The sequence below is a fragment of the Bradyrhizobium sp. USDA 223 genome (genome assembly GCF_044909005.1).
Lineage (GTDB): Bacteria > Pseudomonadota > Alphaproteobacteria > Rhizobiales > Xanthobacteraceae > Bradyrhizobium > Bradyrhizobium yuanmingense.
This window is the reverse complement of sequence record NZ_JBIYDR010000001.1, coordinates 2,273,537-2,297,506: the sequence shown is the minus strand read 5'-3', so window position 1 is coordinate 2,297,506 and position 23,970 is coordinate 2,273,537. Positions and strand designations below refer to the sequence as shown.

17 protein-coding genes are annotated in these 23,970 nt (G+C 65.0%); 8 read left to right on the top strand and 9 right to left on the bottom strand.

Features of this window, described 5'->3' with window-relative positions; translation table 11 throughout:
* Position 1 precedes the first annotated feature (1 nt).
* Together ABIA40_RS10465 and ABIA40_RS10460 are read right to left on the bottom strand one after the other, a co-directional pair.
* The gene (locus ABIA40_RS10465; RefSeq protein WP_404540926.1) at positions 2-3,385 is read right to left on the bottom strand and encodes an autotransporter domain-containing protein; all 3,384 of its coding nucleotides are present in this window, start codon (positions 3,383-3,385) and stop codon (positions 2-4) included.
* A gap of 464 nt (positions 3,386-3,849) precedes the next feature.
* The gene (locus ABIA40_RS10460) at positions 3,850-4,938 is read right to left on the bottom strand and encodes a cyclase family protein (RefSeq protein ID WP_036025182.1); all 1,089 of its coding nucleotides are present in this window, start codon (positions 4,936-4,938) and stop codon (positions 3,850-3,852) included.
* 116 nt (positions 4,939-5,054) lie between these two features.
* On the opposite strand from ABIA40_RS10460, the gene ABIA40_RS10455 reads away from it, so the two are divergent.
* The gene (locus tag ABIA40_RS10455) at positions 5,055-6,125 is read left to right on the top strand and encodes a CobW family GTP-binding protein (protein WP_404540924.1); all 1,071 of its coding nucleotides are present in this window, start codon (positions 5,055-5,057) and stop codon (positions 6,123-6,125) included.
* Between the two features lie 57 nt (positions 6,126-6,182).
* Here the strand turns inward: ABIA40_RS10455 and ABIA40_RS10450 are convergent, their stop codons facing one another.
* The 3 genes from ABIA40_RS10450 to ABIA40_RS10440 all read right to left on the bottom strand — a co-directional run bounded on the left by ABIA40_RS10450 (position 6,183) and on the right by ABIA40_RS10440 (position 8,679).
* Entirely contained in the window at positions 6,183-7,391 is a 1,209-nt protein-coding gene (locus tag ABIA40_RS10450) for an MFS transporter (RefSeq protein ID WP_275499704.1), read from the bottom strand.
* Positions 7,391-8,239: a 3-deoxy-8-phosphooctulonate synthase gene (gene kdsA / locus ABIA40_RS10445; protein ID WP_404540921.1), complete on the bottom strand. Its 849-nt coding sequence runs from the start codon at positions 8,237-8,239 to the stop codon at positions 7,391-7,393. The genes ABIA40_RS10450 and kdsA overlap by 1 nt, the downstream gene beginning before the upstream one ends.
* 113 nt (positions 8,240-8,352) lie before the next feature.
* The gene (locus ABIA40_RS10440) at positions 8,353-8,679 is read right to left on the bottom strand and encodes an NIPSNAP family protein (protein ID WP_275499708.1); all 327 of its coding nucleotides are present in this window, start codon (positions 8,677-8,679) and stop codon (positions 8,353-8,355) included.
* A 126-nt stretch (positions 8,680-8,805) separates the two neighbouring features.
* Between ABIA40_RS10440 and ABIA40_RS10435 the strand changes: the two genes are divergently transcribed.
* Positions 8,806-10,551: a hypothetical protein gene (locus tag ABIA40_RS10435; protein WP_404540919.1), complete on the top strand. Its 1,746-nt coding sequence runs from the start codon at positions 8,806-8,808 to the stop codon at positions 10,549-10,551.
* Between the two features lie 43 nt (positions 10,552-10,594).
* Here ABIA40_RS10435 and ABIA40_RS10430 read toward each other — a convergent pair whose 3' ends face one another.
* The 3 genes from ABIA40_RS10430 to tpiA all read right to left on the bottom strand — a co-directional run bounded on the left by ABIA40_RS10430 (position 10,595) and on the right by tpiA (position 13,672).
* Positions 10,595-12,226 carry a CTP synthase gene (locus ABIA40_RS10430; RefSeq protein ID WP_157283627.1) on the bottom strand — a complete coding sequence of 544 codons (1,632 nt, stop codon included), beginning with the start codon at positions 12,224-12,226 and terminating at the stop codon, positions 10,595-10,597.
* A 166-nt stretch (positions 12,227-12,392) separates the two neighbouring features.
* Positions 12,393-12,776 (bottom strand): preprotein translocase subunit SecG, encoded by a 384-nt coding sequence (gene secG / locus ABIA40_RS10425; RefSeq protein WP_036009912.1) that lies wholly within the window; start codon positions 12,774-12,776, stop codon positions 12,393-12,395.
* A 140-nt stretch (positions 12,777-12,916) separates the two neighbouring features.
* A complete protein-coding gene (gene tpiA, locus ABIA40_RS10420; protein WP_271537744.1) occupies positions 12,917-13,672 on the bottom strand; it encodes a triose-phosphate isomerase in 756 nt (251 codons plus the stop codon).
* Positions 13,673-13,895: 223 nt separating this feature from the next.
* Here tpiA and ABIA40_RS10415 point away from each other — a divergent pair, with 223 nt between their 5' ends.
* From ABIA40_RS10415 to ABIA40_RS10395, 5 genes are all read left to right on the top strand, one after another.
* Positions 13,896-15,794: a SurA N-terminal domain-containing protein gene (locus ABIA40_RS10415; protein ID WP_271537742.1), complete on the top strand. Its 1,899-nt coding sequence runs from the start codon at positions 13,896-13,898 to the stop codon at positions 15,792-15,794.
* Between the two features lie 14 nt (positions 15,795-15,808).
* Positions 15,809-16,822 (top strand): anthranilate phosphoribosyltransferase, encoded by a 1,014-nt coding sequence (gene trpD / locus ABIA40_RS10410; RefSeq protein ID WP_271537740.1) that lies wholly within the window; start codon positions 15,809-15,811, stop codon positions 16,820-16,822.
* A gap of 8 nt (positions 16,823-16,830) precedes the next feature.
* Positions 16,831-17,652 carry an indole-3-glycerol phosphate synthase TrpC gene (gene trpC / locus ABIA40_RS10405; protein ID WP_271537738.1) on the top strand — a complete coding sequence of 274 codons (822 nt, stop codon included), beginning with the start codon at positions 16,831-16,833 and terminating at the stop codon, positions 17,650-17,652.
* A 1-nt stretch (position 17,653) separates the two neighbouring features.
* Positions 17,654-18,184, top strand: coding sequence for a cyclic pyranopterin monophosphate synthase MoaC (gene moaC, locus ABIA40_RS10400; protein WP_271537736.1), 531 nt, complete (start codon positions 17,654-17,656; stop codon positions 18,182-18,184).
* Between the two features lie 177 nt (positions 18,185-18,361).
* Positions 18,362-21,094: an EAL domain-containing protein gene (locus ABIA40_RS10395; RefSeq protein ID WP_271537734.1), complete on the top strand. Its 2,733-nt coding sequence runs from the start codon at positions 18,362-18,364 to the stop codon at positions 21,092-21,094.
* 81 nt (positions 21,095-21,175) lie between these two features.
* On the opposite strand, the gene ABIA40_RS10390 is transcribed toward ABIA40_RS10395, so the two are convergent.
* Entirely contained in the window at positions 21,176-22,510 is a 1,335-nt protein-coding gene (locus ABIA40_RS10390) for a S41 family peptidase (RefSeq protein ID WP_271537732.1), read from the bottom strand.
* A gap of 302 nt (positions 22,511-22,812) precedes the next feature.
* On the opposite strand from ABIA40_RS10390, the gene ABIA40_RS10385 reads away from it, so the two are divergent.
* The gene (locus tag ABIA40_RS10385; RefSeq protein ID WP_271537729.1) at positions 22,813-23,946 is read left to right on the top strand and encodes an alpha-hydroxy acid oxidase; all 1,134 of its coding nucleotides are present in this window, start codon (positions 22,813-22,815) and stop codon (positions 23,944-23,946) included.
* Positions 23,947-23,970 lie beyond the last annotated feature (24 nt).

Genomic DNA, 23,970 nt, shown 5'->3' with positions numbered 1-23,970 from the left:
TTCACCACGCGTACCGCACCACGCCCTTTCCTGCGTAGGAGCGCGTGACGTTCGAGAACTCGCCCTCGAACGTACCGGCAGCCGACCAGCCGCTCAGCCACTTCTTCTCGACCGATCCCGTCACCAGCGCGGAATCGGCGGCCATCGCCGCGCCGTTCACGACAAAGCTCGCGCCGGGCAGAGCTTGGAACGTGGCTCCGATGGCGCGGTCCGGATTGAAGTCGTGCGCCCAGGCGAGCCGCCCGCGCAAGGTGACGATCCCGTCGGCCTGGGCGAAGGATTTGTCCGTGCGCAGGCCGAGCTCGGTGCGGGTGTTAGTGACGCTCTTGGCACCATAGGCCAGCGCGAACAGGTTGCCGCCGACGATGGCCTGTTCGGCGTAAGCCGGCAGGTCGAACGTCGTGAACTGCGCTGCGGCGTAAGGCGTAAGGCCGACGCCCTGCGTGACGAAGCGGTAGCCGCCCTCGAGGCGGCCGGAATAGGCGTTGGCGTTGAACTCGGCGCGCAGGCGATCGACGCCGGCAACCGTCACGGTGCGATCTGTGGTGATGTCCTGCCATCCATAGGCCAGCGCACCGGTGATGTAGGCAGGGCCGACGATGTGCCGGAAGAAGGCGCCGGCCTGGAACAGGTCGGACCGGCCGCCGCCGAGCGCGTTCGCTACGGTGAAGTTGGTGCCGCCGCCGGCGAGCGCGAAGCCAACCAGCGTATCCCGCGAGATGCGATAATCCGCACCGACGGCGGTGCCATAGAGGTTGCTTGTGGTGGTGTTCGATCCGACGACGGCGTTGCCCTCGGTTTGCTGCGCGCCGCCGAAGCCCGCCGCCCAGACGCTCCAGCGCTGCTCGAACGACGGTGCGATCGGTGCCTTGGTGTAGATCGCAGCCAGTGCGTCGTTCGGCTGGCGCTTGCGCGCGTACGCCAGGGCTGTCTCATCCGCATAGGCATTCGGCGTCCCGCCCGCACTGACGGGATCGCCGCGGCCCGCGATGAATGGATCGGTCATCACGCCCATGAACTGGCTCATCGCGTTGAAGGTCGCCTGCTGCGGCGCGCTGCCGACCTCGCCGGAGAGCTGGGTCAAGCCGGCGGGCGTCAGGCCGCCGAACGCGATCGGGATCGTGCCGTTGGTGTTGAAGTAATTGATGATCGTGTTGCCGACGTTCTGCTGATTGCCGTTGAGGTTGCCGGACGGGGGCACGAAGTTCAGCGCGAGGTCCAGATAAGCATGTGTGGCGTCATAGCTCACGCTGGTGTGAAAACCTGACGGCAGGCCAATATTGGTCACCGTAGGACTGAACGCGCCGGTGATGCTGGTCGCATTCAGGATCGTGTACTGCTTGGCGACGTAAGAGCCGGCCGCAAAATTTGCACTAACGGTGGCGCCGCCAAGCGATGCATTGCCGGCAACATTGGCAAAGGTGGAGGTTGTGGGATTGACGAAGACATTGAAGTACGCCCCAGGTTGCATCACGAGGCTTGTCACTGCCATGGAGGTTCCCGGGCTACCTGGCGCACCCGGCGAGAAATAGCCTCCCGCGATCAGGGTGGCTCCGACTGCACCGTTTCCGGCCAGGTATCCATTGGAATTGACGGTGGTAAGAGCCGACGAAGCCAGCGACCCCGACACAACGAGCGTGCCCCCGTCAACCGTGGTGGTGCCGGTGTAACCGCTGCTGTCGCCGGACAGGATCAGGGCGCCGGAACCGGTCTTCACGAAGCTACCGGCACCAATGATGGATCCGGCGAACACAGACGTCGAATTGTCTCCGCCGACGGTGAAGGCAAATGCGCCCGTATTGAGCTGGGTGCCCGCCACGCCGGCGAGCGAGCCGTAGGTCGCGCCGCCCGAGGTCGAGTAGACATTCGCACCGGCAGCCGTCATGTCCACCCGCCCCGTGACGCTGCCGCCATAGGTGTTCATCGAAGCGAGACCGCCGGACAGTGTCACGTTGCCGTTGATCGTCCCATAGAGCTGCGTGTATCCGCCGGCGGCGTTGATCGATCCATTGATCGTCCCGGTGGGGTCGACGACAATATTGGCGCCGATGGCGTTGCTGATCGTGTTTGTCGCATTCAGCGTTCCCGTGACTCCAAGATTGCCGTCGTTGGTCACGGTCGTTGCATTGACCGTCCGGCCGGCGTCGATCCAGGTGGCGTGAATCATCGCACTGGCCTGGTTGATCAGCGTCGTGACGGTGAGATCGCCGCCTGAGACAAAAAGGTCGGATATTGCACCGGTGGTCAGGGTCCCGTTGACGGTGAGCGCACCGGTCACCGTGAAGGTACCGCCTTGATGGTCGACGTTGCCGTTGATCGTGCCGGCTGCGTTCGTCGTGCCGGAATTCGTCAGTCCGCCATTGACCGTTCCAGTCGTCGTGAAGGTACCGGCGGCTGCGTTCGTCGTCCCGGCGGTCGTCGTCACCGTACCTGCGTTGGTGAAGGGACCGGCGTTGTTGACGATGCTGGTCGCGCTCAGCGTCCGGCCTGCCGCCACCTGGACCGCCGTGGCCGAGGTCGAATTGTTCGTCAGCGTCGTGATGCCGGTGAAGCTGCCGAACTGCACGGCCAGGCTCGATGTCCCGTTGTTGGTCACCGCACCATTGGTGGTCAGGTCGCCGCTCAGCGCGAAGGCGCCGCTGCCCTGGTTGGTGATGCCGTCATTGAACACGCCCCTCGCGTTGGCCGTGCCCGCATTCGTCAGTCCGCCGTTGACCGTGCCCGTCGTGTTGAAGGTGGCGCCGGCGGCATTGGTCGTGCCTCCGGTCGTCGTGATCGAGCCATTGTTGAAGAACGTGCCACCGTTGTTGGCAATCGTCGTCGCGGAGATGATGCCGGCTGGAAGATTGGAGAAACCGGTGGTGGTGGTGATGTCGCCGATCAGGGTACCTTGATTGCTCGCGATCGCACTGACGGTCAGCGACGTCGTCAGGCTGCCGGTGTTGACGAAGGTTCCGGCGGTAACGCTGGTGGTGGTGAACGAGTTGGTGCCGGACAGCGTCAACCGGCTCGACCCTGCCTGCGAGATCGTCGCGCCCGTCATGTTGTTGCTGATCGAGATGAAAGTACCGACACCGACGGCATTGTTGGTGATGCCGGCGACAAAATTCACCGCCTGACCGCTGATTGTGTAGCCTTGTGAGGCAGCGTCGAAAATCCAGGACTGGGGCGCGATGGGGCCAAGGGTGACTGTGACGGCCGTCGTGCCCGTCGAGGAAAAGGTCGCGGTTTCACCCGCGGTGTCGGGGACCGTACCAGTCGACCAATTGGACGGCGCGTTGTAATTGCCGTTGTCGATGCCACCGTCCTGCCAGACCTGCGCTCGCGCCAGGGACGGCACCAAGGCAACCGTCGCAAGAGCTGTGCCGGCGAGAAAAGCCCTCAAGAGCGCCCCACGCGTGGGCCCAACCCCGTCCGCCCGGATCATTGAAAATTCCGCTGGGCCCTGCGCTGCAGCTGCCCTCGATTGTCAGATATTCAAACAGCGAATATCTAGCTGCTTCGCCACCCGCGAACCATCGATGATCGGTGTCATCACGCATGGCTGGACGATTTTCGGCGCGATGTGTTTGTCGAGCAACAAAAATTTGCATATTTTCTGAGCACCCGCGACACCGGAACAGCGCGAAGCGGCGCAGCCGGCGCGGCTCGTCGGTCCGGACGGCGATCGCGCTCCCCTACCGTGGAAGTAGTCTCGAAACCGGAGAGGATGGTGGTGAGGCCGGCATTGCCGAGCGCGGTCAGGATGGGGAGCAATGCCTCCCGGCCTCGCGCCTATCGCGGGCGGGGCAGATCGGGCGGCCTTTCGCGGGTGCGCGGGGAAGCCCGCCCACCCGCGTTTTGTCCGCCTCAGGTGATCGCGATCGGACAGCCATTGCTGCCGGTCGCGCCTTTGATCGGCGACGGCGTGAAGCAGTAGACGAACTGGTACTTCTTGTCGGCAATCAACTCGTCGAAGATCAGGTTCTCGTGGTTGAGAATGCCGTGCTTGGTCTGCAATTCGGAATGAACCGCGAAAGCGAGCGACTTGTCGGGATTGGGCACCACCTCGACCGCCCAGGTGTCGGCCGCAGTCAGCGCGAGATCCTTCTCGATGATCCACTTCGCGGCATCGAGGCCGATCCCAGGCTCGCCGCTATTGTAGCGATCATTGTTCTTCATCCACAGGGAGCCCCAGCCGGTGTGGAACATGATCGCATCGCCTGGCTTGATGTCGCTCTCCGCGATGCTTTGCTTCGCCAGCGCCGCCTTGATATCGGCCGAGGTGATCTCTTGGCCCGCATCCATCATGCCGCCCTTCAGCGCGACCATATCGATCAGGTGGGCGCGTGTGAACAGCGGCTTGAGCTTCTCGGTGCCAAGCTTCTTCAGGCCGTAGGCGTCGCCGATCTCAGCGGCAGTGAAGCCGTTGTAGAAGCGCATCTCGCTCTTGTCGCCGTCCTTGCCCAGCTGGATACCGATATGGCCGAGTCCGTCGAATTGTGTGCCGGTCTGGCCGATTTCGGTGGCGAGAAACTCGTCGTGATAGACGAGCTTGTTGTCGCCGAACGGGCCGCCAGTCGGCCCGCCGGGAATGCGCAACGAGAATGCGCGGGCGCCGAACAACGGCATGCCTTGCTCGTAAACGCGGCCGATCTTGTAGATCTTGCCATCCTTGATCCACTTCACGGCATCGAGAACCTTCGCCGGCGTGATGTGGTTCGACGCGCCAGCCTCGTCGTCCTTGCCCCATTTCGAGGGCCACCAAGGCTTGTCCACGCCCTTTGGCATCGCCGGGGTTTGGGCTTGGGCCGCGGTGATCGGTGCAAGTGAGAACTTGCCGTGCATCGCACCTGCGAACGCCGCCCCAGCCGCACCAGCAAGACCTGCCGTGCGGAGCAAGGTCCGCCGATCGGTCGCCGCACCGCCCTTCTCTTCATCGCCTTTGGTATCGTCCATCGCTTCCTCCCGGGGTGTGCCCGCTGAGATCGGGCTTAAGATCCTGTTTTCGGAATGCTCGTCCTCCATTAGGCTGTTGTCCAGCGACAAAAATAAGACCAGGGTTGAGGACGCCGATGAGCCTGTTCGAGAGCGACAAATCCGCCGAGCGGACTCCGGTGTCACTGATCACCGGCTTTCTTGGCAGCGGCAAGACGACACTGCTCAACCGCCTGCTGCGCCATGACGCGATGAAGGACAGCGCCGTCATCATCAACGAATATGGCGAGGTCAGCCTCGACCACCTCCTCGTGGAACGCGTGGACGGCGAAGTCGCCGTGCTTGCGAGTGGTTGTATTTGCTGCACTATTCGCAGCGATCTAGAAGAGACCCTGCGCGCGCTGCTGGTGCGCCGCGATCGTGGCGAGGTCCCGCCGTTCCGCAGGATTTTGGTTGAGACGACGGGGTTGGCTGACCCTGCTCCCATCGCTCAGCTGCTGCTGAACAACCCCTTGGTCTCGCATTTCCTGCGGCTAGACACCGTGGTGACCACCGTCGACGCGGTCAATGCAGCGCGGCAGCTCGACCGCCAATACGAGGCGGTGAAGCAGGTCGCGCTCGCTGACCGGCTGCTGATCACCAAGCGCGATTTGGTCAATGACACTGACGCACTGGACTTGCGGCTTCGTCGGCTCAATCCCGGCGCCAGGATCGAGAACGTGGCGCATGGCGAGGTCGATCCGGCTCAACTGTTCGGCGCCGCCCTCATTGACCCCGAAAAGAAGACAGCCGATATCGAGCGCTGGCTCAACGAGCAGGCGTTCGCCGACTTCGCCAAGGCGGCGCATGAGCGCGGCCATCATCACGATGACGGTCACGCCCATCACGAGCATCATAGCCACGATGCGTCGATCCTCAGCTTCATGATCGCATTCGACGATCCCCTTGACTGGATGGCCGTATCGCGCTGGCTCGCACATCTGCGTGCCACCCGGGGCGAGGACCTCTTGCGGGTCAAGGGCATCTTGAATCTTCGCGATGAAGCGACGCCGGTCGCGGTCCATGGCGTCCACCACGTCTTCCATCCGCCGGTGGCGCTGGCAAAATGGCCCAATGCCGACCGCCGTTCGCGCATCGTGTTCATCACCCGTGGCATTACGCGCCACGAGGTGCTTGACCTCTGGCAGGAGGCCCACGCGAGCGCCTGAGCACCACAAAGACTGCTCGCGAAGCTTTTTGAGAGGGCGCTTCTTCCGGACGCGCGCTCAGACGCGGGCGTCTGACGGCGCCCGCTGCTTGAGCAGCCGCGCGCAGACGAGGCCGAGCAGCACCATGATCGCGGCGCTTGCAGACAAGGTCGCCATCTTGCCGGCATGCTGGAGCCCGAAGCCGTAGGCGAGCGGCCCCACCGTCTGCCCCATGAAGAAGAAGAACGAATGCAGCGACATCGCTGTGGCGCGCGCCTCGACCGAGAGCTCGCTGGCGAAGACCTGGAGACAGCCATGGGCGATGTAGAAGCCCCAGCCCATCACGACGAGATTCAGCGCCTGCACTTCCCAGCGTGGACCGAAGGCGACGGCGATGAGCTGTGAGGCGACCAGCGTCATCCCTGCGATCATCATCCCCTTCACGCCGAGCCAAGGCAGCAGGCGCGACACCGTTAGCGTGTAGAACAGGCCGCCGACCGCAAAGCCGGCGATGACGATGCCGGCGATCGACAACGAGGTCTGGCCGAGCTCGAACAGGAACGAAGCGATGTAGGGAAACAGCCCGAGCACGCAGCAGCCTTCGATGAACACAGCCGAATAGCAGACATAGGCATTCGGGTTGGTGAAGATGGTGCGATAGCCGGCCTTCAGCGCCGACAGGCTCGTCTTCGGCGGATGCTTGACCTTGGCGCCACGAAAGCCGGCAGCGACCGCGATCGATGCGACGATCACGAGCACACCGAGCACCGCCAGCACGCCGCGCCAGCCGAGGAAATCGCCGATCAGGCCGGAGGCCGAGGCGCCGAGCAGATTGCCGGTCATGGCGCCGGCGAGCGTGCGGCTGATCGCAACCTGGCGTTTCTCGGGCCCGACGAGATCGCTGGTCAGGCTGAGCGCCACCGGAAATACGCCGCCGGAGCCGATGCCCGCGAGGATGCGGGTCGCAAACAGAACCGAGAACGACGTCGAGAATGCGCCCAGGATGTTGGCGAGGCCGAGCAGCGCGAGGCAGCCGATCATCAGCCGCGTCTTGCCGAACAGATCGGCGGCGGCGCCGATAATCGGCTGGATGATCGAGAAGGTGAAGGCGAACACCGCGGCAAAGCCCGCGGCGGTCGCGATGCTGACGCCAAAATCCTCGGCGACGTGCGGCAGCACCGGATCGAGTGCACGGGCCGACAAGGCAGCGGCGAAGCTTGCGCCTGAGATGACGTAGAGCGCCGTCGGCAAGCCGTGATCTGGCGGCCGCGCCTCGCTCTGCTGCATCAGCGCGGATTCTTTGCCAGCGCGTCGAACGCGATCAGCCGGGCGATGAGCCCTTCGAACTCGCGCAGCGGCACCATGTTAGGACCGTCGGAAGGCGCGCGATCGGGATCGGGATGGGTCTCGATGAAGACGCCGGCAACGCCGACCGCGACAGCTGCACGCGCCAGCACCGGGACGAATTCGCGCTCGCCGCCCGAGGACGTCCCCTTCCCGCCCGGCTGCTGTACCGAATGGGTGGCGTCGAAGATGACGGGCGCACCGGTGGTGCGCGCCAGGATCGGCAGCGCGCGCATGTCGGAGACGAGCGTGTTGTAGCCGAACGAGGCGCCGCGCTCGGTGACGAGCACGTTGGGATTGTTCGCGCTCGTGATCTTGGTCACGACGTTGGCCATGTCCCAGGGTGCCAGGAACTGGCCCTTCTTGACGTTGACGACCTTGCCGGTCGCGGCCGCCGCCAGCAGCAGATCCGTCTGCCGGCACAGAAAGGCTGGAATCTGCAGGATGTCCACGGCCTGCGCCACCTCGGCGCATTGCGTGGCTTCGTGCACGTCGGTCAGGACGGGCAGGCCGAGCGAGGATCGGATCTCGGCGAAGATCGGCAGCGACTGCGCAAGGCCCAGCCCGCGCGCCGCCGCCGCGCTGGTGCGGTTGGCCTTGTCGAACGAGGTCTTGTAGACGAGGCCGATGTTCAGCCGCGCGGCGATCTCCTTCAGCGCGGAGGCGACCTCCAGCGCGTGCTGGCGGCTCTCGAGCTGGCAGGGCCCAGCAATGACCGAGATCGGCAAATCATTGCCGAATTTGACCCTGCCGATGGTGACGACCGGCGCCGCTGAATTCGAAGAGCTCAAGGCAAATCCCTCGTTTCGGCGCGACCATAGCCGCCACGAGGGTCGGATCAACCCTCTTCCGCCAGGGCGGTCCGAATATCAGGGTTGCGCCAGGGTTCCCTGCCCGCCGCCTGCTACTTCACCGCCGAGAAGGCGGTCGGGGTCAGGATCTGGCTGACGATGTTGGCGACGATCTGGCCGTCGGCTTCGCTCTCGGCGCGCGCCTTCATCCAGTCCGGATCGGTCATGAACGCGCCCCACTTCTTCTCGCGCTCGGCAAGCGAGTCCCAGGCGAGGAAATAGGTCAGCTCCTGGTTGGATTCGCCGATCAGGGTGGTGAAGAACCCGGCCTGCTTGATGCCGTGCTTCTCCCAGATTTTTAGCGTGGCGGTCTCGAAGCGCTTCAGCAGCGCCGGCAGGCGGCCCGGCACGCAGCGATAGATACGCATTTCGTAGATCATTCTTGCTCCCTCCCTGGCAGGAGCGGCGGTTATACCCGCTGGCCACAACTCTGTCTTGAGCCTCGCCCGGGCGACCTCATGGCGTTTCGCGCATAGCTCGATAGCGCGGAGCCGGCGCTCTTGATAATGTGCAGGCTCGGTCCGGACGGATCAGCCGCCGACGGCCCGAGCAATCGGCAAAACGACCGAAGCGATCAAAGGGGGGCAGAGGCAATGACCTATTTTGATCTCGGACCCTACAGCCGCAAGATCAGCACGACTTCGCCCGATGCGCAGCTCTGGTTCGACCGAGGGCTCAACTGGGTGTTCGGATTCAACCACGGCGAGGCGATCAAATGCTTTCGCAAGGCGCTCGAGTTCGATAACAGCTGCGCCATGGCCCACTGGGGCATCGGCTACGCCGCGGGTCCCAACTACAACCTGCCCTGGGTCCGCTATGACGCACAAGGCCGTCAATTGGCGCTGGCGGCATCATACGATGCGACGCAGGACGCGCTCGCGCAGGCGGATAGGGCGAGCCCGGTCGAGCAAGCGCTGATCCGCGCCTTGTCGGTGCGCTATCCGCAGCGTGAAGCGATCGAGGACATGGCGCCGTGGGACAAGGCCTTCACGCGAGAGATGCGAAAGGTCTTCGCCACGTATCCCGAAGATCTCGATGTCCGAGCCATCTTTGCCGAATCGATCATGAATGAGACGCCGTGGCTGATGTGGGACCTTGAGTCTGGAGAACCCACCAAGGGCGCTGGCACCGAGGAATGCAGGGCCGTGCTCGAACAAGCTTTCGATGGATGGCCGGCTGCGTGGAATCATCCGGGGCTGCTCCATCTCTACGTCCACCTCATGGAGATGTCGCCCTTCCCGCAACGGGCGATGCGGGCTGGGGACCGGCTGCGCGGGATCGCCCCCGATAGCGGCCATCTGATCCACATGCCGACGCATCTCGACGTGCTGTGCGGGCAGTACAACGACGTCCTGCTCTACAATCAGAAGGCGCTGGCGACCGACCGCAGATTCCTCGCTTATTCGGACGATCCGGGTGTCTACCTGGTCTATGTCATCCACAACTTCCACTTCGCCATCTACGGCGCGATGTTCCTGGGTCAATACGCCCCCGCTATCGCAGCGGCCGAGGAACTCATTGCCACCGTGCCCGAGCCAGTGCTGCGCATTCAATCGCCCCCCATGGCGGACTTCCTGGAAGGGTATTTGACGATGAAGCAGCACGTTCTCGTGCGTTTCGGCAAATGGCACGACATCATTGCCCAACAGCTGCCGGAGGATCGCGAGCTATACTGCTCTGTGACGGCGATGATCCACTACGCCAAGGCGGTGGCTCATTCGGCGCTTGGCCACGTCACTGAGGCCGAAACCGAGAAAGCGTTGTTCGCACAGGCGAAGACGCGCGTGCCGGAGAGCCGGCTCGTGCACAACAACAAGGTCGTCGCCCTGCTCGGCGTGGCCGAAGCCATGTTGAATGGCGAACTGGAATATCGCAAAGCCAATTACGACTTCGCGTTCGCTGAGCTGCGCAGATCGGTCGCGCTCAGCGACGCCTTGCCCTATGACGAGCCGTGGGGATGGATGCAGCCACCGCGTCACGCACTCGGCGCGCTGCTGCTGGAGCAGGGACGGGTCGAGGAAGCCGAGGCAGTGTACCGTTCCGATCTCGGCCTCGATGGAAAGCTGAGCCGGGCCTGCCAGCATCCCGACAATCTGTGGTCGCTTCACGGTTTGCACGAATGTCTCATGCGGCGTGGCGACAAGGCCGAGAGGCCGCTGATCAAGCAGCGACTTGACCTCGCCCAGTCGCGGGCGGAGGTGCCGATCAAGGCATCTTGCTTCTGCCGCAGGATGGACATCGCGGCCGCGTAACCGGACGTGCGAGCAAGACTTTGGTCAGGGCAGACCGAGCCGGCTACACCAGCCGGCTCTGCTTCGCCGCTGCCTCGATGAACGAAGCGAACAGCGGATGCGGCTCGAAGGGGCGCGACTTCAGTTCGGGGTGGAACTGGACGCCGATGAACCAGGGGTGGTCCTCGTACTCGACGATTTCAGGCAGCACGCCGTCGGGCGAGAGGCCTGAGAACTTCAGGCCGTGCTGCTCGAGGCGGTCCTTGTAGGCGGTGTTGACCTCGTAGCGATGGCGGTGACGCTCGGAGATTTCGGTTGCGCCGCCATAGACCTGCGAGACGCGGCTGCCGCGGTTGAGCGTTGCCGGATAGGCGCCAAGCCGCATCGTGCCGCCGAGGTCGCCGGCCTGCGAGCGCTTCTCCAGCTCGTTGCCGCGCAGCCACTCCGTCATCAGGCCGACCAGCGGCTCCTTGGTCGGGCCGAACTCGGTGGAGTTGGCGTCCTCGATGCCGACGAGGTTTCGCGCGGCCTCGATCACCGCCATCTGCATGCCGAAGCAGATGCCGAAATACGGCACGTCGCGCTCGCGCGCGAACTGCGCCGCCTTGATCTTGCCTTCGGCGCCGCGCTGGCCGAAGCCGCCGGGCACCAGGATGCCGTTGACGTGCTCGAGGAACGGCGCCGGATCCTCCTTCTCGAAGATCTCGCTCTCGATCCAGTCGAGATTGACCTTCACCTTGTTGGCGATGCCGCCATGCGAGAGCGCCTCGATCAGCGATTTGTACGCATCCTTCATGCCGGTGTACTTGCCGACGATGGCGATGGTGACGTTGCCCTCGGGGTTGCGGATGCGCTCGTTGATCTGCTGCCAGCTGCGCAGCTCCGGCGGAATCCGCGAGCCGATGCCGAAGGCGGCGAGCACCTCATCGTCGAGGCCCGCATTGTGATAGGCCTCGGGCACCGCGTAGATGTTGTCGACGTCGCGCGCCTCGATCACGGCGCTTTCGCGCACGTTGCAGAACAGCCCGAGCTTGCGCCGCTCTTCCTTCGGGATCTCGCGATCGGTGCGGCAGAGCAGGATGTCCGGCTGGATGCCGATCGAGCGCAGCTCCTTCACGGAGTGCTGCGTCGGCTTCGTCTTCAATTCGCCGGCGCTGGGAATATAGGGCAGCAACGTCAGATGGATGTAGACGGCGTGATCGCGCGGCAGCTCGTTCTTGAGCTGGCGGATCGCCTCGAAGAACGGCAGGCCCTCGATGTCGCCCACGGTGCCGCCGATCTCGACCAGCACGAAGTCGTAATCGTCGTTGCCGTCGAGGACGAATTCCTTGATGGCGTTGGTGACGTGCGGAACCACCTGGATGGTCGCGCCGAGATAATCGCCGCGGCGCTCCTTGGAGATGATGTCCTGGTAGATGCGCCCGGTCGTGATGTTGTCGGCCTTGGTCGCGGGACGGCCGGTGAAGCGCTCGTAGTGACCGAGATCGAGATCGGTCTCCGCGCCGTCATCGGTCACGAACACTTCGCCGTGCTGATACGGCGACATCGTTCCGGGATCGAGGTTGAGATAGGGGTCGAGCTTGCGGAGGCGGACCTTGTAGCCTCGGGCCTGCAGCAGGGCACCCAGTGCCGCCGAAGCCAGACCCTTGCCGAGCGAAGAAACCACGCCGCCGGTGATGAATATGTACCGCGCCATGGGACTTAACCTCTAATCCCCTAAATACGATTCGCCAAAGCGATTCGCATTCCGCCCCAAAGATTTTGCGGGCCTGTGGGTGAGCCGAAACGAAGAGTGATGACAGTGCCTTGATGGGGATTGTTGATGCAGGACGGTAGCCACCGCCCTGCATGGCCCCCCTGCTTTATTGCGAGCGCGGCACCTGAGGACCGGTCGGAGCCGGTGCCTGCTGCTGCTCGTCAGCCTTCTTCAGCGAATCCAAGATGCCGCCCGAGGTCGGCGGCGCGATCGGCGACCCGCCGGCCGGCTGGGTCTGCGAGGGCTGGCCGATGATCGACGACGGCTTGCGGTCGTAACCGGCATACCAGGACAGGAACAGGCTGGTGAGGAAGAAGCCGACGGCCAAGATCGCGGTGGTCCGCGTCAGAAGGTTCGCCGTGCCGCGGCTCGACATGAAGCCCGCGCCGCCGCCCATGCCGAGGCCGCCGCCTTCCGACTTCTGGAGCAGGACGGCACCGATCATGACGGCGACGATCATGAGGTGGATGACGATGACAACGGTCTGCATGATATCCTTCCGTCACAAGCGGGCGGCGCCTGACGGCGGCCGATCGCGCTTCGCGGGTTTTCCTGAAGTTGCGCGGTGTTACACGATCGGAGGTGGCAATGCCACCCCCGATCGGGCCCGGTCCCGCGGTTTGGACTTAGCTAGGGGCAGCCCTTGGCGATCGCAAGGAAATCGGCCGCCTTCAGGCTGGCACCGCCGACCAGAGCCCCATTGACGTTCTTCACCGCCATCAGTTCGGCCGCGTTCGAGGGCTTGACCGAGCCGCCGTAGAGGATTCGCATCTTCGCGCCCTCAGCCTTGAACCTGATGGTCAGGAGTTCCCGGATAAAGCCATGAATCTGCTCGACATCCTTGGCTGTGGGGGTCAGCCCGGTGCCGATCGCCCAGACCGGCTCATAGGCCACGACCAGATTGGCCGCCGTCGATCCATCCGGCAGCGAGCCGTCGAGCTGGCCGCGCAGGATGTCCAAGGTCTGGCCGGCGTCGCGCTGGCCCTGCGTTTCGCCAATGCAGACGATCGCAACGGTCCCGGCGCGCCAGGCCGCCTCGGCCTTCTGCCGGATCAGCGCGTCGCCCTCGCCGTGGTCGGCGCGGCGCTCGGAATGGCCGACGATGATGGCGGTCGCGCCTGCATCGGCGAGCATTTCGGCGGCGATATCGCCAGTGTGGGCGCCGGAGGCCTTGGGGTGGCAGTCCTGGGCCCCGACCGCGACCTTCTTGCCGCGCGCCTTCTCGGCGAACGCCGCAACCAGGGTCGCCGGCGGGCAGACCAGCAGGTCGGCCTTGCCAGCCGCGTCTGCCGCGCCGTTGAGCATGGCGTCGAATTCAGCAGCCTGGGCTTTCAGGCCGTTCATTTTCCAATTGCCCGCGATCAGCGGTCGGATGGCGTCGGTCATGTCAATGTCCAGCAGAATGAGGTTTGTTCATGCGCTAGCAGAGGTGCTCCTGCAGTTCCAGAGACCAGAGGCCCTTTCGCCGCAGCTTCAAGTGGTCGCCCGGGGCGAGGTTGCGGGGGGAAAGCCGCCACTTTATGATGATCTATCAATTTGGTGACGCGCTTTTGCGGAATCTGCATTAAGACGCGCTCCGTTCCCCTCCTGACCAAACAAGTTGGACCAAATGCTCCGAGGAATACGCAAGGCCTCATCGAACTGGCTCGGCAAGATCATTATGGCCGTGGTGATGGGCGTGTTGATCATCAGTTTCGGCATTTGGGGCATTGCCGACATCTTCAAGGGCTTCGGCCAGTCCACGGTCGCCAAGATCGGCAGCACCGAGATCTCGCTCAACGAGTTCCGCCAGATCTACACCGACCGCCTGCAACAGATCAGCCGCCAGTTCGGCCGTCCGTTGACGTCCGACCAGGCGCGCGCGTTCGGCCTTGACCGCCAGGTGCTGCAGCAGACCATTGCCGAGGCCGCGCTTGACGAAGAGGCGCGCCGGCTCGGCCTCGGCCAATCCGACGAGCAGATCCGCCAGCTCATCATGAACGACCCCAACTTCAAGGGTATCGGCGGCAATTTCGACCCCAATCGCTTCCAAGCCTTGATCCGCAATTTCGGCTACACCGAGCAGCGCTATGTCGCCGAACAGCGCAAGGTATCGCTGCGCCGGCAGATCACCGGCACGGTCGGCGCCGGCCTCGAGCCCCCGAAGGCCATGGTCGACGTCCTGACGCGCTACCAGAACGAACAACGCTCGATTGAATTCGTCCGGCTCGACGCCGCGCAGGCCGGTCCGATCGACCCGCCCTCGCCCGAGGCGCTTGCCGCCTATTTCGAGGATCACAAGGTCCAGTTCCGCGCGCCCGAATATCGCAAGATCTCCTTCGTCGTGGTCTCGCCGGAAGAGATCGGCAAATGGACCGAGGTCTCGGACGAGGATGCCCGGAAGGCGTTCGAGCAGCGCAAGGATCGGCTGGGCACGCCGGAAAAGCGCCAGATCCAGCAGATCGTGTTTCCGAACGTTGCCGAAGCGCAAGCCGCTCGCGAGCGCCTCGTCGGCGGGACGTCGTTCGAGGACATCGGCAAGGAACGCGGGCTGAGCGCCTCCGACGTCGACCTGGGACTGGTGACCAAGTCTTCGCTCACGCCCGCCGTCGGCGATGCCGCGTTCGCGCTGCCTGCCGGCGAGATCAGCCAGCCGATCCAGAGCGGACTCGGCGTCGCAATCGTCAGGGTCGACAAGATCGAGCCGGGCGCCGAGGCCGACTACACCAAGCTTGTCGGCGACATCAAGCGCGAGATCGCGACTGAGCGTGCGCGCGTCAAGGTCGCCGACCTCCGCGACAAGATGGAAGACGAGCGCGGCGGCGGCTCCAGCGTGATCGATGCGGCGCAGAAGCTCGGCCTCACCGCCGTGACCATCGAGGCCGTCGACCGCTCCGGCCGCGCCCCGAACGGCCAGCCGATCGCCAACATCCCGCAGGGCCTCGACGTGGTGTCGCAGGCCTTCAACACCGACGTCGGCGTCGACAACGACGCGATCTCGTTCAAGGGTGGCTATGTCTGGTACGACGTGCTCGCCATCACGCCCTCGCGCGACCGCAATCTCGACGAGGTCCGCGACCAGGTCGAGGGGCGCTGGCGCCAGGACCAGATCGCGGCCAAGCTGAAGGCCAAGGCGACCGAGATGGTGCAGAAGCTCGAAGCGGGCGGCAAGCTCGCCGACGAGGCCGCCGCTGTCGGCGCCAAGGTCGAGACCGCGACGGGCTTCAAGCGCGACGACTCGCCCGCCGGCGTGCCCGGCACCGTCGTGGCGGCGGCCTTCCGCACCGCCAAGGACGGCATCGGACAGACGGCCGTGAGCGGCGGCGGCGAGGTGATCGTCTTCCGCGTCACCGACATCGTCGATCCCGCGGTCGACTTTGCCTCCGACGCGGTCAAGAAGCTGAAGGAGAGCCTCGACCGCGCCCAGACCGAGGAGCAGGTCGCTTCCTACGTCAACAAGCTTGAAACCGACATCGGGACCACCATTAATCAGGCCGCCTTCGCGCAGGTGACCGGCGCGAACCAGTGAGTTGAAAGCACGCGATGGACGACCTGAAATCGATCATTGGAAAAGTGGCGACCGGCGCCAGCCTGTCGCGTGACGAAGCCGCTTCCGCCTTCGATGCCATGATGAGCGGCGAGGCCACGCCCTCGCAGATGGGTGGGCTCTTGATGGCGCTGCGGGTGCGCGGCGAGACCGTGGACGAGATCACCGGCGCGGTCGCGGCGATGCGCGCGAAGATGCTGACCGTGCAGGCGCCGCCGGAGGCGGTCGACATCGTCGGCACCGGCGGCGACGGCTCCGGCTCGGTCAACGTCTCGACTTGCGCGTCCTTCATCGTCGCGGGCGCCGGCGTGCCCGTAGCCAAGCACGGCAACCGCGCGCTGTCGTCGCGCTCGGGCGCTGCCGACGTGCTGGCCTCGCTCGGGGTGAGGATCGATCTCAAGCCGGAGCAGGTCGGCCGCTGCGTGCGCGAATGCGGCATCGGCTTCATGTTTGCCCCCGCCCACCATCCCGCCATGAAGAACGTCGGCCCCACCCGGGTCGAGCTCGCCACGCGCACGATCTTCAATCTGCTCGGTCCCCTGTCGAATCCGGCCGGCGTGAAGCGGCAGATGGTCGGCGTGTTCTCCAGGCAATGGGTGCAGCCGCTGGCGCAGGTGCTGAAGAATCTCGGCTCCGACTCCGTCTGGGTGGTGCACGGCTCCGACGGCCTCGACGAGATCACACTCACCGGCCCGACCTTCGTCTCCGCGCTTCACAACGGCGAGATCCGGAATTTCGAGGTGACGCCGGAGGAAGCCGGCCTTTCGCGTTGCGAGGCCGGTGCGCTCAAAGGCGGCGACGCCGATGCCAACGCGATCGCGCTGCAGAGCGTGCTCGACGGCAAGCCGAGCCCCTTTCGCGACGTGGCGCTGCTCAACGCCGCCGCCGCGCTGGTCGTGGCCGGCCGTGCCAAGGACCTCAAGGAGGGCGTCGCGATCGGCGTCCGCTCGATCGACAGCGGCGCAGCCAACGCGAAGCTGAAGCACCTGGTCACGGTCTCCAAGAGCTGAACTCCCGCATGTCCGACATCCTGACCAAGATCGAGACCTACAAGCGCGAGGAGATCGCGGCGGCGAAGCGAGCGCGTCCGCTCTCCACCGTCGAGGCGCAGGCCAAGGCCGCCTCCGCGCCGCGCGGCTTCCTGCGCGCGATCAAGGCAAAGCACGCCAAGGGCGGCTACGCGCTGATTGCCGAGATCAAGAAGGCCTCGCCCTCCAAGGGACTCATTCGCGCCGATTTCGACCCGCCGGCACTCGCCAGGGCCTATGAGGCCGGCGGCGCCGCCTGCCTGTCGGTGCTGACCGACACGCCCTCGTTCCAGGGCCATCTCGACTTCATGATAGCCGCGCGCGAAGCAACCTCGCTTCCCGTTCTGCGCAAGGATTTCTTGTTCGATCCCTATCAGGTGGTCGAGGCCCGCGCGCACGGCGCCGACTGCATCCTGATCATCATGGCGGCGCTCGATGACGCCGCCGCAAGAGACCTCGAAGACGCCGCCCTCGCCTACGGCATGGACGTCTTGATCGAGATCCATGACCGCGCCGAGCTCGACCGGGCGCTGAGACTTCGCTCGCCGATGATCGGGGTCAACAACCGTAATCTTCGGACCTTCGAAACCACACTCGCGACCAGCGAGGCCTTGGCGCCGCTGATCCCTTCGGACCGGCTGATGGTCGGCGAGAGCGGCATCTTCACGCCCGAGGACCTCGCCCGGCTGGAGCGCGTCGGCATGGCGACGTTCCTGGTCGGCGAGAGCCTGATGCGGCAGGCCGACGTCACGGCGGCGACGCGCTCGCTGCTCGCGCGCCAGGCGACGGCGCGCGCGGCGGGCACGCGCTGACATGGCGCGCCAGCCAGCGAAGAGGTTGGCCAAAGCGAAGCAGGCCAAAGCCGAGGCGGGCCCGGCCCTCACCCATATCGGCGCCTCCGGCGAAGCGCGGATGGTCGACGTCTCGGACAAGCCCGCGACGGAGCGGCTTGCGGTCGCCGAGGGACGCGTCGTCATGACCAAGACGACGCTCGATCTGATCGTGTCCGGCAACGCCAAGAAAGGCGACGTACTCGGCACCGCGCGCATCGCCGGCATCATGGCCGCCAAGCGCACCTCGGAGCTGATCCCGCTCTGTCATCCGCTCGCGCTGTCAAAGGTCATCGTCGATATCGAGCCTGACGCCAAGCTGCCGGGCTGCGTGGTACGGGCCAGCGTGAAGGTGACGGGACCGACCGGCGTCGAGATGGAGGCGCTCACGGCGGTGTCGGTCGCCTGCCTCACCATCTACGACATGATCAAGGCCGTCGAGCGCGGCGTGCGCATCGAGGGCATCCATCTGGTCGAGAAGCTCGGCGGCAAATCCGGCCATTACCGCGCCTGACGCGGGTTTGCGCAAGCACGCCGGTTTCGCGCCGCGCGCATGGATTGCTTTTGCGCGCGAGCATTCACGTCTCGTTAACCGCGCTTCCTAACTTTACTTCCACACCGTCACCGTAAACCAACGGATGTTCTCAGGGTCCTGAATTGATCCTGACGTGTGCGCGGCAACGAATCCAGCATGAAGATGAAATTCGGCAATCGTCTGTTTGACCAGGTCTTCGTGCGCAGCGGTCCGATCCGCTGGCTGGTGGTTGGCGGCACGCTGCTGATCGCGGCCATCGCCATAGGCTCGGTCCTGATCGCGCAAAATTTCCGGGAGCGGGCGCTGCGCAATTCCGGCCGCGAGCTGGAAAACACCGTACTGCTGCTCGCTCATCATTTCGACCAGCAATTGCAGGACTTCGCCGTCATCCAGAAGGATTTCGTCGATCACGTCCGCACCACCGGAATTGCGACCGGAGAGGACTATCGCAAGCGCCTCTCGGGCGAGGACGTGCATCGGAGGCTGCGGTCGAAGATCGAGGCGCTGCCCTACATGGGCGGCGTCAACATCATCGATGCCGAAGGCAATCTGATCAATTCGTCGACGGCGTGGCCGGCCCCCAAGGTGAATGTCGCCGATCGTGCCTACTTCCGCACCTTCAAGTACGATCCCAATGCGCCTGATGTCCTGATCGAGCCGCTGCACAGCCGCGTCTCCGGTGCGTGGACCATTCTGGTGGCCCGGAGGGTCGTCGGGCCACGCGGCGAGTTCCTCGGTGTGGTCGGACGCGGAATCGAGCCCGCCAACTTCGAGAAGTTCTTCGCCTCCGTGGTGCTCGGCGAAGGCGCGACGATCTCGATGCTGCATCGCGACGGCACACTGCTCGCCCGCTATCCGCAGTCCGGCGAATTGATGGGGCGAAACTTCAAGACCGGACCGTTCGAGCATCAAAGGGTGTTCGGGCTCGATCATTTCGCCGGCCGCTTCAACAGCCCGGTCGACGGCGAGGACCGGCTGATCTCCTCCCGCGCCCTGCCCCACTTCCCGATCCTGGTGATGGCCACCACGACGCGCGCAGCAGCCCTGGCGGACTGGCGCGAGCAGATCGGCATTCTGATCTCGATCGCAGCCTCTTCCGCGCTCGCGATCGCAGGCGTGCTGATTGCCGTCGTGCGCAAGCTGCTGGAGCAGCACCGCCTTTCGCGCGAACAGCTGACGCTGGAGAAGCAGCGGCTCGACCGCGCCGTCAACAACATGACGCAGGGCCTGTTGCTGTTCGATTCCGAGCAGCGGCTCGTGGTCTGCAACCAGCGCTACATCGAGATGTACGGCTTGTCGGCCGAGATCGTGAAGCCCGCCTGCAGCTTTCGGGACATCATCGCCCATCGCAAAACGACCGGCTCGTTTACCGGCGACGTCGATGCCTACGTCGCGCGCGTCCTGAAGGACATCCATCTCCGCAACTCCATGGTGGTCGATACCGCCGACGGCCGTTCGATCCACATCCTCAACGAGCCGCTCGCGGATGGCGGCTGGGTGGCGACCCATGAGGACATCACGGAGCGCCGGCGCATCGAGGAGCGCATCACCCACCTCGCCCACTACGACGCGCTGACGGACCTGCCCAACCGCGCCATGTTTCACGAGCATCTGCGGCAGGAGCTGGCTGCGGCCCGCCACGGCGAGCAGACCGCGGTGCATTACATCGACATCGACGAGTTCAAGGGCGTCAACGACGCGCTCGGCCATCTCGTCGGCGACGAGCTGTTGAAATCGATCGCGACGAACCTCCGCCGCTGTGCCGGCCCGGCAGACTTCGTGGCGCGCCTCGGCGGCGACGAATTCGCCATCGTGCAAGGCGCGGTGACGTCGTTGGATCAGGTCAACGAGCTCGTCGCGCGTGTCTTCGAAACCATCCGCACGCCGGTCGACTGCATGGGCCATCATCTCACCAGCGACGCCAGCATCGGCATCGCGCTCGCGCCGGAACACGGCACGGCGCTCGACCAGATCCTGAAGAATGCGGACATGGCAATGTACGCGGCCAAGTCCGCCGGACGCCACACCTACCGCTTCTTCGAGCCGGCCATGGACGCCAAGGTCCGCGAACGCCGCGACCTCGAGGGCGACCTGCGCCACGCCATCGCGCAAGGCGGCCGCGAAGGCGGGCTCGAGGTGTATTACCAGCCCTGCCTCGGCCTGAAGGACGACCGCATCACCGGCTGCGAGGCGTTGGTGCGCTGGCGCCATCCCGAGCGCGGCTGGGTCTCGCCGGCGGATTTCATCCCGATCGCCGAAGACACCGGCCTGATCAACGAGATCGGCGAATGGGTGCTGGCGACCGCGTGCCGGGACGCGGCAAGCTGGCCCGACGACATCCGCCTCGCCGTCAACGTCTCGCCGGTGCAGTTCAAGAGCGGCACGCTGGCGCTGAAGATCATGGCGGCGCTCGCCGCGTCGAACCTGCCGGCGAGCCGGCTCGAGCTCGAGATCACCGAGGCGGTCCTGATCCGCGACGACGATGCCGCGCTTGCCATCCTGCACCAGCTCCGCGCCATCGGCGTGCGCATCGCGCTCGACGATTTCGGCACCGGCTACTCGTCGCTGAGCTATCTGCACCGCTTCCCGTTCGACAAGATCAAGATCGACCGCTGCTTCGTCGAGGACATCGCCCGTCCCGACGGCTCCGCCAGCATCGTTCAAGCCGTCGTCAACCTGGCGGCCGCCCGTCGCATGACCACGACGGCCGAGGGCGTCGAGACCGAGGAGCAGCAGCGTCTGCTGCGCACGCTCGGATGCTCCGAGATGCAGGGCTATCTGTTCAGCGCCGCCAAACCCGCCGACAAGATGCTGGAGCTGTTCGCGCTGCACCGCAGCCGGCTCGCCCGGCGCGAAAGCCGCGAGAGCCGCCGCCGCGAGGTCGGTTAGGCCGAAACGGCGCTGCAAACCAAATCGCCCGGAAGCGGTCCTCCGCTCCCGGGCGAAACATGATCCGAAACGTCGTAAGATCTAGTTCGGCACTGCAGACTTCGTCGCTGGCTTGGCAGCGACGGCATTTGCCGTAACGCCGTGGAGGAAGTCGTAGGCTGCGTGCAGAGCCTTATCGTCCTTCTCTTCCGGCGGAACGTAGGACTGCGATCCGGTCTGCTCGGTGCCGTCGGCCGACAGATGCCCGCGCATCTGGGATTCCGCCATGGTGTCCATCCGCCCCTTCAGCTCGGGCGGCACGTCCTGGAGGATCTCGATGTCGGGCGCGATGCCCTGGGCCTGGATCGAGCGGCCCGACGGCGTGTAGTAGCGTGCCGTGGTCAGCGCCAGCGCGCCATTGCCGGAGCCGAGCGGAATGATGGTCTGCACCGAGCCCTTGCCGAACGATCGCGTGCCGATCAACGTCGCGCGCTTGTGGTCGTGCAGTGCACCGGCAACGATCTCCGAGGCCGAGGCCGAGCCGCCGTTGATCAGCACCACGATCGGCTTGCCTTTGGTGAGGTCGCCGCCATGGGCGGTGAAGCGCTGGGTTTCTTCCGGACTGCGGCCGCGGGTCGAAACGACCTCGCCGCGCTGCAGGAAGGCGCTCGACACCGACACGGCCTGGTCGAGCAGGCCGCCCGGATTGTTGCGCAGATCAACCACGTAGCCGGCGAGCTTCTCCGGCGGGACCTGCTTGGAGACCGAGGCGATCGCCTTCTTCAGGCCGTCGGCGGTCTGCTCGTTGAACGAGGTGATGCGGATATAGCCGATGTCGCCGTTCTCGACGCGGAAGCGCACCGGACGCACATGGATGATCTCGCGCGTGATCGCAACCTCGAGCGGCGCATCCGCGCCCTTGCGGATGATGGTCAGCTTGGTCTTGGTGTCGACCGGTCCCTTCATCTTGTTGACCGCCTGCTCGAGCGTCATGCCCTGCACGGCCTCGCCGTCGATCTTGCCGATGAGGTCGCCGGACATGATGCCGGCCTTCGAAGCCGGCGTGTCGTCGATCGGCGAGACGACCTTGACGAGGCCATCCTCCATCGTGACCTCGATGCCGAGCCCGCCGAACTCGCCGGAGGTGGTCTCCTGCATCTCGGTCCAGGCCTTGGCGTTCATGTAGCGCGAATGCGGGTCGAGCGAGGTCACCATGCCGGTGATCGCCCCCTCGATCAGCTTGGCATTGTCCGGCTTCTCGACATAGCTGGCCTTGACCCGCTCGAACACCGCGCCGAACAGATTGAGCTGGGAATAAGCATCATTCGCACTCACTGCCGCCCGCGCTGCCCATACGCCGCCCTGCGGGCTGGCTACCAGAAGGGTCAGGCACGCTCCCGTGAGCGCGCCCAGGGGGAACAGCAGGGTTTTCCGCATGAAGGTGCCTTTTGCTTGGCGTTTCTCTTGAGGCTGGGAAACGCCATGCAAATGGCGATCCAGTCCATCTCTCACAATACCATTCTGGTTTCTTCAAGGCCGGGATGCCGCGCTGGCGGGTACACCGAAGAAATCTCTTCGCCTTGGCCTAAACTTTTGGCAACGTTCCGAAACTGTTTCGAAGCAACACGACGCCGGTCCGAGCCGCTCACGCCTCGCAGCTATGCGATTTTAGGATGGTTTTGGAGGGCCGGACGCGATAGGCGATGGCGACAAGACTTCAAATTCTCGGGAGGACAACAATGAATGAAGCGCCCCGCATCCGGCCGGAACGGAACGTCGAGCTCGGCGCCAGCGACGAGCCGTTCCAGAACCTGCACGAGTTCATCCGGAAGGCGCGCGCCAACCTCAACCAGAATGCCTGGGACTACATCGTCGGCGCCGCCGAGACCGAGACCACGATGCGGCGCAATCGCATGGCGCTCGACGAGATCGCCTTCCGCCCGCGCGTGCTGCGCGACGTGCGCAGGATCGATGGCAGCGTCGAGCAGTTCGGCCGCAAGCTGCGTCTGCCGGTGGTGCTGGCTCCCGTCGGCGCACTCGAGATCTTCGATCCGGATGGCGCGGCGAGCGTCGCGCGCGCTGCAGGCAGGTTCGGCGCCGCGCACATGCTGAGCTCGGTGTCCGAGCCCGGCCTCGAGACGACCGCCGAGGCTGCCCCCGATGCACTGCGTCTCTATCAGCTCTATGTCCGCGGCGACGATGCTTTCGTCGCCGATGTCGTCAGCCGGGCCGAGAAGAACGCCTATGCCGCCTTCTGCCTGACCGTCGACACCGCCCATTACAGCCGTCGTGAACGTGACATCGCCAAGCGCTACGTTCGCGAGAGCCGCCTGCGCGCCACCGGCGGCGATTTCCAGAAGGGCCTGGAGTGGCGGACCGTGAAGATGATCAAGGATACGTTCAAAATTCCGCTGATCCTCAAGGGTATCGCCACGGCCGAGGATGCGCAGATCGCGCTCGATCACGGCGTCGAGTGGATCTACGTCTCCAACCATGGCGGACGCCAGCTCGACCACGGCCGCGGCGCCATGCACGTGCTGCCGGAGATCGTCGACGCCGTGAAGGGCCGCGCCAGGATCATGGTCGACGGCGGCTTTTGCCGCGGCACCGACATCGTCAAGGCGATCGCGGCGGGCGCCGACCTCGTCGGCATCGGCCGGCTGCAATGCTGGGCGCTGGCGGCAGCCGGCGAAGCCGGCGTCGCACGGATGCTGGAGCTGCTCGAAGACGAGGTGCTGCGCTGCCTCGGCCTCCTGGGCGCCACCTCATTCGCCGAGATCGATAAATCCTGCCTGCATCCGGCGACCGCCACCAACGCGCCCAGCGTGTTCAGCGCGTTCCCGCTGTTCGATCACGAGCCCTATCGTTACTGACGCGCCATACTGAAGTGAAGGACG

What these genes read in the sequence shown, in the direction of transcription:
- ABIA40_RS10460 (WP_036025182.1), bottom strand. Translation starts at nt 4,938, where the DNA reads ATGGACGATACCAAAGGCGATGAAGAGAAGGGCGGTGCGGCGACCGAT.
- ABIA40_RS10455 (WP_404540924.1), top strand. Translation starts at nt 5,055, where the DNA reads ATGAGCCTGTTCGAGAGCGACAAATCCGCCGAGCGGACTCCGGTGTCA.
- ABIA40_RS10450 (WP_275499704.1), bottom strand. Translation starts at nt 7,391, where the DNA reads ATGCAGCAGAGCGAGGCGCGGCCGCCAGATCACGGCTTGCCGACGGCG.
- ABIA40_RS10440 (WP_275499708.1), bottom strand. Translation starts at nt 8,679, where the DNA reads ATGATCTACGAAATGCGTATCTATCGCTGCGTGCCGGGCCGCCTGCCG.
- ABIA40_RS10435 (WP_404540919.1), top strand. Translation starts at nt 8,806, where the DNA reads ATGTGCAGGCTCGGTCCGGACGGATCAGCCGCCGACGGCCCGAGCAAT.
- ABIA40_RS10430 (WP_157283627.1), bottom strand. Translation starts at nt 12,226, where the DNA reads ATGGCGCGGTACATATTCATCACCGGCGGCGTGGTTTCTTCGCTCGGC.
- secG (WP_036009912.1), bottom strand. Translation starts at nt 12,776, where the DNA reads ATGCAGACCGTTGTCATCGTCATCCACCTCATGATCGTCGCCGTCATG.
- tpiA (WP_271537744.1), bottom strand. Translation starts at nt 13,672, where the DNA reads ATGACCGACGCCATCCGACCGCTGATCGCGGGCAATTGGAAAATGAAC.
- ABIA40_RS10415 (WP_271537742.1), top strand. Translation starts at nt 13,896, where the DNA reads ATGCTCCGAGGAATACGCAAGGCCTCATCGAACTGGCTCGGCAAGATC.
- trpD (WP_271537740.1), top strand. Translation starts at nt 15,809, where the DNA reads ATGGACGACCTGAAATCGATCATTGGAAAAGTGGCGACCGGCGCCAGC.
- trpC (WP_271537738.1), top strand. Translation starts at nt 16,831, where the DNA reads ATGTCCGACATCCTGACCAAGATCGAGACCTACAAGCGCGAGGAGATC.
- moaC (WP_271537736.1), top strand. Translation starts at nt 17,654, where the DNA reads ATGGCGCGCCAGCCAGCGAAGAGGTTGGCCAAAGCGAAGCAGGCCAAA.
- ABIA40_RS10395 (WP_271537734.1), top strand. Translation starts at nt 18,362, where the DNA reads ATGAAGATGAAATTCGGCAATCGTCTGTTTGACCAGGTCTTCGTGCGC.
- ABIA40_RS10390 (WP_271537732.1), bottom strand. Translation starts at nt 22,510, where the DNA reads ATGCGGAAAACCCTGCTGTTCCCCCTGGGCGCGCTCACGGGAGCGTGC.
- ABIA40_RS10385 (WP_271537729.1), top strand. Translation starts at nt 22,813, where the DNA reads ATGAATGAAGCGCCCCGCATCCGGCCGGAACGGAACGTCGAGCTCGGC.